Genomic DNA, 7,992 nt, shown 5'->3' on the forward strand with positions numbered 1-7,992 from the left:
AGAACGTATAGGGGATCTTCTTGCGCAGACCGCCAAAGTTCCGCATGTCCTGTTCATGGTGCATCGCGTGGATGACCGAACCGGCCCCAAGGAACAGCATCGCCTTGAAAAACGCGTGTGTGAACAGGTGGAACATCGCCACCGAATAGACTCCGACCCCGGCAGCCACGAACATGTAGCCCAGCTGCGACATGGTCGAATAGGCGATCACGCGCTTGATGTCGTTCTGCACCAGACCGATGGTCGCCGCGACAAACGCCGTGCTGGCCCCGATGAATGTCACGAATGTCATCGCCTCGGGCGCAAATTCCATGAGCGGCGACATGCGGCAGATCAGGAACACACCTGCCGTCACCATCGTGGCCGCATGGATCAGCGCCGAAACAGGTGTCGGGCCTTCCATCGCGTCCGGCAACCAAGTATGCAGGAACAATTGCGCCGACTTGCCCATCGCACCGACAAACAGCAGGAACGCGATCAGGTTCGCCGCGTTCCATTCCGTCCACAGGAACGTCAGCTGCGTTTCCGCCAGCGTGGGGGCGGCGGCAAAGATGTCGTCAAAGCGAATGCTGTCGACAAGGAAAAACAGAGCGAAGATGCCAAGTGCAAAGCCAAAGTCACCCACCCGGTTGACCACAAACGCCTTGATCGCGGCAGCGTTGGCCGACGGTTTGCGGTAGTAGAAGCCGATCAGAAGATAAGACGCGACGCCCACACCTTCCCAGCCAAAGAACATCTGGACAAGGTTGTCCGACGTCACAAGCATCAGCATCGCGAAGGTGAAGAACGACAGGTAGGCAAAGAAGCGCGGCTTGTAGACCTCGCCTTCTTTCCACTGCGGATCATGGTCCATGTAGCCAAATGAATACAGATGCACGAGCGCCGACACCGTTGTGACCACAATCAGCATGGTCGCCGTCAGACGGTCAAGCCGGATCGCCCATTCGGTGCTCAGCGTGCCGCTTTCAATCCAGCGCAGGATGTCGATGGTCTCGGTCACGCCGTCATGGGTCAGGAACACGATCCAGGACAGCAGGCAGGCGAAGAACAGCAGGCCCGTGGATACCCACATCGCGGCCGTTTCACCGATGAACTTCCAGCCAAACCCGCAGATGAGCGACCCGACCAGGGGGGAAAACAGGATAAGCGTTTCCATCGGATCAGCCCTTCATCACGTTGACATCTTCAACCGCGATGGACCCACGGTTGCGGAAGAAACAGACAAGGATGGCAAGCCCGATGGCCGCTTCGGCCGCGGCAACCGTGAGCACGAACAGGGTGAACACCTGCCCGACCAGATCGCCAAGGAAGCTCGAAAACGCGACAAGGTTGATGTTCACCGCAAGCAGCATCAATTCGATGCTCATCAGCAGGATGATCACGTTCTTGCGGTTCAGGAACAGCCCGAAAATCCCGATCACGAACAGCACCGCTGCCACTGTCAGGTAATGCTCAAGTCCTATCATCACGTCCCTCCGGGTCTATTGCCCGCTAAAGTATCCGTTCGCCACCAAGACAGCGGTGGCAATGCCGATGGCGACTGCAATCCAGCCGCCCCGGCTCAAAGCCCTTGCCCCGGCTTCACATCTTTCAGTTCCATCGCCTTGGCCGGAACACGATACATCTGCGCCAGAACGTTCTGGCGCTTCACGTCCGACCGGTGCCGCAGCGTGAGGACAATCGCACCGATCATCGCCACCAGCAGGATCAGACCGGCAAGCTGGAACAGCAGGAAATACTGGTCATAGAGGATGAGGCCCAGTGCTTCGGTATTGTGCCGGTCCACCGGAACCACCTGCGCGCGCAGCCCTTCGGCCGCCGCGTTGCTTTCCCAGGCTCCGAAAGCCAGCGCGAACTGCATCAGGATGATCACCCCGAACAGCAAGGCCAGCGGCATGTACCGCGCCATTTCGGCCTTCAGCTGGGAAAAATCCACGTCCAGCATCATCACGACAAACAGGAACAGCACAGCCACCGCGCCCACATAGACGATGACCAGAAGCATCGCCACGAATTCCGCGCCCAACAGCACGAACAACCCGGCAGACGAGAGGAAGGCAAGGATCAGCCACAGCACCGAATGCACCGGATTTCGGCTGATCACCGTCAAAAGTCCGCCGGCAATCGTGCACAGCGCGAAGAGGTAGAAGGCAAAGACCATCATGTCTCGTCATCCTTATTGTCGTCTTCCATGACATCTCGCGCCAGTTCCATCGCGCGGGTCATCGCTGGAATACCGGCGAACATTGACATCTGTGCGATGGTCTCGGCAATCTCGTCTCTGGTGGCACCCGCCTCGATCGCGTGGCGCACCGTCATGCGCAGCTGTGTGTCGGCCTGTGCGCCCTGCATCGTCAATCCCGCCAGCGTCAGCAAAAGCCGCGTCTTGGCATCAAGCCCGTCCTTGCTGATGCCCTTGCCGAACCACATCTCCATGGCGTCCTTGGGCATCGTCGGCCACATCTTTTCGAACCCCTTGGGATCGAACGACGACAGCGCCGGGTTGAAAGCCTTGGCCATCTCCTGCGCCTGCTGCATCATCAGCTCGAACGGGGTTTTCGGATCGGTCATCGGTACGGCGCGTCCAGTTCGAGGTTGCGCGCAATCTCGGCTTCCCAGCGGTCGCCGTTGTCCAAGAGCTTGGCCTTGTCGTAATACAGCTCTTCGCGCGTTTCGGTCGAAAACTCGAAATTCGGACCTTCGACAATCGCATCCACCGGGCAGGCCTCCTGGCAGAAGCCGCAATAGATGCACTTGGTCATGTCAATGTCATAGCGCGTGGTGCGACGTGATCCGTCGTCACGCGGTTCGGCATCAATCGTGATCGCCTGCGCCGGGCAAATCGCCTCGCACAGCTTGCACGCAATGCAGCGTTCTTCGCCATTCGGATAACGGCGCAGCGCGTGTTCACCGCGGAAACGCGGGCTCAGCGGACCTTTTTCGTGCGGATAGTTGAGCGTCGCCTTGGGGGCGAAGAAGTACTTCAGGCCAAGCTTCATGCCCTGATAAAAGTCCTGCAAAAGGAAGTACTTGGCGGCGCGTCCGTAGTCGATCTGCGTCATCATTGCTCTCCTTATACCCAGCGCGCAAATGCGCCCCAGAACCAGTCGAATTTTGCCGCGAAGGCCACGAAGACCACCCACGCCAACGAGAACGGCAGGAATACCTTCCAACCAATGCGCATCAATTGGTCATAGCGGTAGCGTGGCGTGATCGCCTTCACCATCGCGAAGATGAAGAAGAAGAATGCCATCTTGCCCACCATCCACAGCGCGCCGTCCGGCAGGCCCGGGATCGGCGACAGCCAGCCGCCGAAGAACAGCAGGCTCATCAGCGCGCACATCAGGAAGATCGCGATGTATTCCCCGGCCATGAACAGCAGGAACGGCGTGGAGGAGTATTCCACCTGATAGCCCGCAACCAGTTCGGATTCCGCTTCGGGAAGGTCGAACGGTGGACGGTTGGTTTCGGCCAAGGCACTGATCAGGAACAGGAACACCATCGGGAAATGCGGCAACCAGTACCACGAGAAGAACCCGAAGTCGCCGTCCTGCGCCCGCACGATGTCACCAAAGTTCATCGAGCCGGTTGAAATGATGATGCCGATGATGATGAGACCCAGCGAGACTTCGTAAGAAATCATCTGCGCGGCAGAGCGTAGGGAACCAAGGAACGGGTATTTGGAGTTTGACGCCCATCCCCCCATGATCACGCCGTACACTTCCAGCGAGGACACCGCGAAGACGAACAGGATCGCCACGTTGATGTCGGACAGAACCCATGTGTCGTTGAACGGGATCACCGCCCAGGCGATCATCGCCAACACAAAGCTGGTCAACGGCGCCAGCATGAACACAGGTCGGTCGGCCCCGGCGGGGACAACCACCTCTTTCACGACGTATTTCAACGCATCCGCAACCGTTTGCAGCAGGCCATACGCCCCCACAACGTTCGGTCCGCGCCGCATTTGCACGGCGGCCCAGATTTTCCGGTCGCCGTAAACGAGGAAGAGTAGGCTGATCATCACAAAGCCCAGAACCGAAAGGCACTGTGCAATGATAATCACGCCGATCCCCAAAGGGGTGGTAAAGAAGTCAGCCATCACGTCCTCAAACCATCGGTATTCCGTTTTCAACGCAAGAGGCGGTCACGACTTCGGCGTCGATGGTCCGCACCCCACGGGGCAGCGCCGGCGAGATGGTGTAAACCGCATCTCCTCGCCAGAGGCCAGCCTCTTCGTCAACATTTGTGCGCAAATGCCGCGCAAATCCGTACCCCCGGATCAACGCGTACTGCGCCGCCGCACATTCGGCATAGTTCTCCACGTCCGACGGCCCGCGCGCCCCGCGCATGGCCACGTCGAACTGCACCAGGTCGCCGTCCAAGAGCGCGGTCTGCACACCTTTGTACTCTGGCGCAAATCGTTGCGTCGTGGGCTGCGCGACATCGCAACCGGACAAACCACCCACCACGGCAAGGGCGACCGGTTTCATGACCGCCATTTGGCGCATCACACTCACTCCGCCGCGATCTTTGTGTCCTTGCGGGCTTTCACGCCCGCCGACAGTTCGGCCATCAATTTGCTGGCCCGCGCAATCGGGTTGGTCAGATAGAAATCCTGTATGACATTGCGGAAATCCGCATCTTCCAGCTTGCTGGTCGCTTCGGCTTGCCAGTCGTTTTCCGGAACCTGGCCGATCTGCGCCAGATGCGGCACATCCGCAACCAGCGCCTGACGGAGCTGCGCAAGGCTGTCGAACGGCAGTGTCGCGCCCAACTCCGCCGAAAGCGCCCGCAGGATCGCCCAGTTTTCCTTGGCCTCACCCGGAGCAAAGCTGGCCCGCAGCGCCACTTGCGGACGGCCTTCGGTGTTCACGAACAGGCCCTGTTCCTCGGTATAGGCGGCGCTTGGCAGGATGATGTCGGCGCGATGCGCGCCCCGGTCACCATGGCTGCCCTGGTAGATCACGAAGGGACCATCGGGAATGTCACCCTCGTCCGCACCCAGGTTGTAGACCACCTCGGCCCCGTCCAGAGCGGCCATAAGACCACCCTCGGTTACAGCGCCCACATCCATCGCGCCAACGCGACCCGCAGCAGTGTGCAGCACCATGAAGGAGGACTCGGTCGCTTCGGCCAAGGCCATCACCCTGGCCAGCACCGCCGCGCCGTCTTCGCGCACCAGGGCACCCTGCCCGACGATGATCAGTGACGGCCCGTCTTTCTCGGGATCGAAGCCGTTATTGTCCATACCGTCAAACGCGGCAGGGCCTGTGCCGACATGGTGGTACTCATAGGTCAGGTCCGCCGCCTCGCCGATCACGCCAATCCGCGCGCCCTTTGTCCAGGCCTTGCGGATGCGCGCATTGAGCACCGGTGCCTCGATGGCCGGGTTGCTGCCGACCAGCAGGATCGCCTTGGCGTTGTCGATATCCTCGATCGCCGCCGTGCCGACATAGCCCGACCGGTTGCCCGCAGGCAGTTTCGCCCCATCGGTGCGGCATTCGACGTGACCGCCCTGCCCCTCAATGAGGGTTTTCAGCGCATAGGCCGCTTCGGTCGGGACCAGATCCCCCACGAGACCAGCCAGTTTCTTGCCCTTCATCGCCTCGGCCGCCTGGGTCAGCGCTTCGGGCCATGTGGAAGGGCGCAGCTTGCCGTTTTCGCGGACGTAAGGCGTGTCCAGACGCTGACGGCGAAGACCGTCCCAGACAAAGCGCGTCTTGTCGGAAATCCACTCCTCGTTCACACCGTCATGGTTGCGCGGCAGGAACCGCATGACTTCGCGGCCCTTCGTGTCAACGCGGATGTTGGAACCAAGCGCATCCATCACGTCGATGGATTCGGTCTTGGTCAGTTCCCAAGGACGGGCGGTAAAGGCATATGGCTTCGAGACCAGCGCGCCCACCGGGCACAGGTCGATGATGTTGCCCTGAAGGTTGGAATCCAGCGTTTCGCCAAGATAAGCGGTGATCTCGCTATCCTCGCCCCGACCGGTCTGGCCCATTTGGGTGATGCCCGCCACCTCGGTGGTGAAGCGGACGCAGCGGGTGCAGGAAATGCAGCGCGTCATGTGGGTTTCAACGAGCGGACCGAGGTTCAGATCCTCGGTGGCGCGCTTGGGTTCGCGGAAGCGGCTGAAATCGACGCCATAGGCCATCGCCTGATCCTGAAGATCACATTCGCCACCCTGATCACAGATCGGGCAATCTAGCGGGTGGTTGATGAGCAGGAACTCCATCACCCCTTCGCGGGCCTTCTTGACCATGGGCGAGTTGGTCTTGACCACGGGTGGTTCGCCATCTTTGCCGGGGCGCAGATCCTTGACCTGCATCGCACAGCTTGCGGCGGGCTTGGGAGGGCCACCGACCACTTCGACAAGACACATCCGGCAGTTGCCTGCGATGGACAGACGTTCGTGGTAGCAGAATCGCGGCACTTCGATCCCGGCTTGTTCACAAGCCTGGATCAGCGTCATCGCGCCTTCCGCTTCAACTTCATTTCCATCAATGATGATCTTTCGCAAGTCAGACATGCCCGAGCCCTTTGTTCCCATTTGGCTGGCGCAGTCGATGCCGTGGCAAAGAGGCGATCGGCTGACGTCGCCCGCCTTCTAACGTGGCTTAAAAAAATAGACCAGACGTTGAGAAAAAAGAAAACGGGAAATATCGACGCGGGGGCAATCCCGTCATGGCTATGAAACAGGACGCAAAGTCAGCCCTTGCTGCCTCTTATCTCAGCAGTTGACCGATCACGGTCTGGGACTGGATTTCCCGCTGGCCAAATCGGCACAGTGCCGCGCTGTCGCCTGGCGCCACGCCATTTTCCTGCAAGAACGCCTCGGCCTTGGCCTTCATGCGCGCCTTTTCGTCTTTCGAGGTCACATACCGCTCAACCTCTTTTTCGGTATACCCCCGTTCGCGCGCCAGAGTTTTCAGGGTGCTCAAGGCGGAATAGGCCCGGAACAGACGCGCGTCGATGTTGTCGCATGATTTGCGGATCGCATCGGCGATGGCCACGGCCATTAAGCCGTTGTCGATCACGGCCACCTCCCGCAACGGAGGCTTGGCCCACACGGCAGACCCGGCTGAAAGAGCCATCACCAAAAAAGCAGTCAAAACGCGCATGAGTCCATCCAGTAACTTCCGGGACCAATATGGGGTCCCTTGCCGTGGTAATTCAATATCACGGGGTATTCGCGAGTTGAAACAGCGGTTTATGGCTCAATGCACCGGCCGGTCAGGACAACTTCGTTATCTTCGATGACCAGAGCTGCATCCTCTACGTCAGGCCCGTTGACCCACGCGACATCCGAACTTCCGAGATACGCAATGCAGTGCTGCACCACCTGGTATCGGGCGGCCTGCTTTGAACCTTCAAGGCTGACCGACGCAGGGCCCCCTGTGGCCACAAATCCCGCGCGATCGCTGCGTTGCGAGTTCAGATCGCCGTTGAAGCGTGCGCCCTCAAAGGTCACGGTCTCCAACTCTCCACGTCCACACGCGGCCAATGCCAAAAGAACTGCGCCTGTTGCCCATGCCGATTTCATGGCTCACCCTCATTATTCGTCTTTGCGCCACAATGCGCCCAGAGTGGTCAGGCATGCAAGCCCCCGTCAAAACGACGTTTGATCAGAGAGCGGAAAAGGCACCTGCAAGCGCCTTCCCAAAGGCCGTTCGAATGGCCGTATCAATCAATTTCGAAATTGATTTACTCCGCCGCAACCGCGCTCAACCGACCGGTCTGCTGCGCCTTGATCCGATCTTCGATCTCGTCGCGGAAGTTCTTGATCAACCCTTGGATCGGCCATGCCGCCGCGTCGCCAAGCGCACAGATCGTGTGCCCCTCGACCTGCTTGGTCACGTCAAACAGCATGTCGATTTCCTCGACCTCGGCCTCCCCGCGCACCAGTCGATCCATGACCCGCATCATCCAGCCGGTGCCTTCGCGGCACGGCGTGCACTGGCCGCAGCTTTCGTGCTTGTAGAAGGC

Annotated in this window: 11 protein-coding genes; all 11 read right to left on the reverse strand. The window is 59.8% G+C overall.

All coding sequences use genetic code 11. From position 1 onward, the window contains the following. The coding region (nuoL, locus tag ACTIEN_RS21290) for an NADH-quinone oxidoreductase subunit L (protein WP_439525157.1) at positions 1–1,156 on the reverse strand (1,156 nt) is incomplete at its 3' end. Between the two features lie 4 nt (positions 1,157–1,160). Then, complete coding sequence (gene nuoK / locus ACTIEN_RS21295; RefSeq protein WP_072777106.1) at positions 1,161–1,466, reverse strand: NADH-quinone oxidoreductase subunit NuoK; 306 nt, start codon at positions 1,464–1,466, stop codon at positions 1,161–1,163. A gap of 95 nt (positions 1,467–1,561) precedes the next feature. Next, complete coding sequence (locus ACTIEN_RS21300; protein ID WP_439525158.1) at positions 1,562–2,164, reverse strand: NADH-quinone oxidoreductase subunit J; 603 nt, start codon at positions 2,162–2,164, stop codon at positions 1,562–1,564. After that, a complete protein-coding gene (locus tag ACTIEN_RS21305; protein WP_439525159.1) occupies positions 2,161–2,571 on the reverse strand; it encodes a carboxymuconolactone decarboxylase family protein in 411 nt (136 codons plus the stop codon). Before ACTIEN_RS21305 ends, ACTIEN_RS21300 begins: the two co-directional genes overlap by 4 nt. Next, positions 2,568–3,062 (reverse strand): NADH-quinone oxidoreductase subunit NuoI, encoded by a 495-nt coding sequence (gene nuoI, locus ACTIEN_RS21310; protein WP_085629564.1) that lies wholly within the window; start codon positions 3,060–3,062, stop codon positions 2,568–2,570. Before nuoI ends, ACTIEN_RS21305 begins: the two co-directional genes overlap by 4 nt. 11 nt (positions 3,063–3,073) lie before the next feature. Continuing rightward, entirely contained in the window at positions 3,074–4,102 is a 1,029-nt protein-coding gene (gene nuoH / locus ACTIEN_RS21315; RefSeq protein WP_439525160.1) for an NADH-quinone oxidoreductase subunit NuoH, read from the reverse strand. Positions 4,103–4,109: 7 nt separating this feature from the next. Beyond that, positions 4,110–4,511 (reverse strand): hypothetical protein, encoded by a 402-nt coding sequence (locus ACTIEN_RS21320; protein ID WP_439525161.1) that lies wholly within the window; start codon positions 4,509–4,511, stop codon positions 4,110–4,112. Between the two features lie 5 nt (positions 4,512–4,516). Then, positions 4,517–6,535, reverse strand: coding sequence for an NADH-quinone oxidoreductase subunit NuoG (gene nuoG, locus ACTIEN_RS21325; protein WP_439525162.1), 2,019 nt, complete (start codon positions 6,533–6,535; stop codon positions 4,517–4,519). Between the two features lie 196 nt (positions 6,536–6,731). After that, the gene (locus ACTIEN_RS21330) at positions 6,732–7,127 is read right to left on the reverse strand and encodes a DUF5333 domain-containing protein (RefSeq protein WP_439525163.1); all 396 of its coding nucleotides are present in this window, start codon (positions 7,125–7,127) and stop codon (positions 6,732–6,734) included. Positions 7,128–7,216: 89 nt separating this feature from the next. Then, positions 7,217–7,549, reverse strand: a complete 333-nt coding sequence (locus ACTIEN_RS21335) for a hypothetical protein (protein ID WP_439525164.1) — start codon at positions 7,547–7,549, stop codon at positions 7,217–7,219. A gap of 161 nt (positions 7,550–7,710) precedes the next feature. Beyond that, positions 7,711–7,992 (reverse strand): NADH-ubiquinone oxidoreductase-F iron-sulfur binding region domain-containing protein (locus tag ACTIEN_RS21340; protein WP_439525165.1); only part of this gene is annotated, 282 nt, incomplete at its 5' end.

The sequence above is a fragment of the Marivita sp. genome (assembly GCF_051859345.1).
In the GTDB taxonomy this organism is placed as follows: Bacteria; Pseudomonadota; Alphaproteobacteria; order Rhodobacterales; family Rhodobacteraceae; genus Marivita.

Bases quoted from the DNA above. Each gene is read 5' to 3' on its own strand.
- nuoK (WP_072777106.1), bottom strand. From the start codon at position 1,466: ATGATAGGACTTGAGCATTACCTGACAGTGGCAGCGGTGCTGTTCGTG.
- ACTIEN_RS21300 (WP_439525158.1), bottom strand. From the start codon at position 2,164: ATGATGGTCTTTGCCTTCTACCTCTTCGCGCTGTGCACGATTGCCGGC.
- ACTIEN_RS21305 (WP_439525159.1), bottom strand. From the start codon at position 2,571: ATGACCGATCCGAAAACCCCGTTCGAGCTGATGATGCAGCAGGCGCAG.
- nuoI (WP_085629564.1), bottom strand. From the start codon at position 3,062: ATGACGCAGATCGACTACGGACGCGCCGCCAAGTACTTCCTTTTGCAG.
- nuoH (WP_439525160.1), bottom strand. From the start codon at position 4,102: ATGGCTGACTTCTTTACCACCCCTTTGGGGATCGGCGTGATTATCATT.
- ACTIEN_RS21320 (WP_439525161.1), bottom strand. From the start codon at position 4,511: ATGCGCCAAATGGCGGTCATGAAACCGGTCGCCCTTGCCGTGGTGGGT.
- nuoG (WP_439525162.1), bottom strand. From the start codon at position 6,535: ATGTCTGACTTGCGAAAGATCATCATTGATGGAAATGAAGTTGAAGCG.
- ACTIEN_RS21330 (WP_439525163.1), bottom strand. From the start codon at position 7,127: ATGCGCGTTTTGACTGCTTTTTTGGTGATGGCTCTTTCAGCCGGGTCT.
- ACTIEN_RS21335 (WP_439525164.1), bottom strand. From the start codon at position 7,549: ATGAAATCGGCATGGGCAACAGGCGCAGTTCTTTTGGCATTGGCCGCG.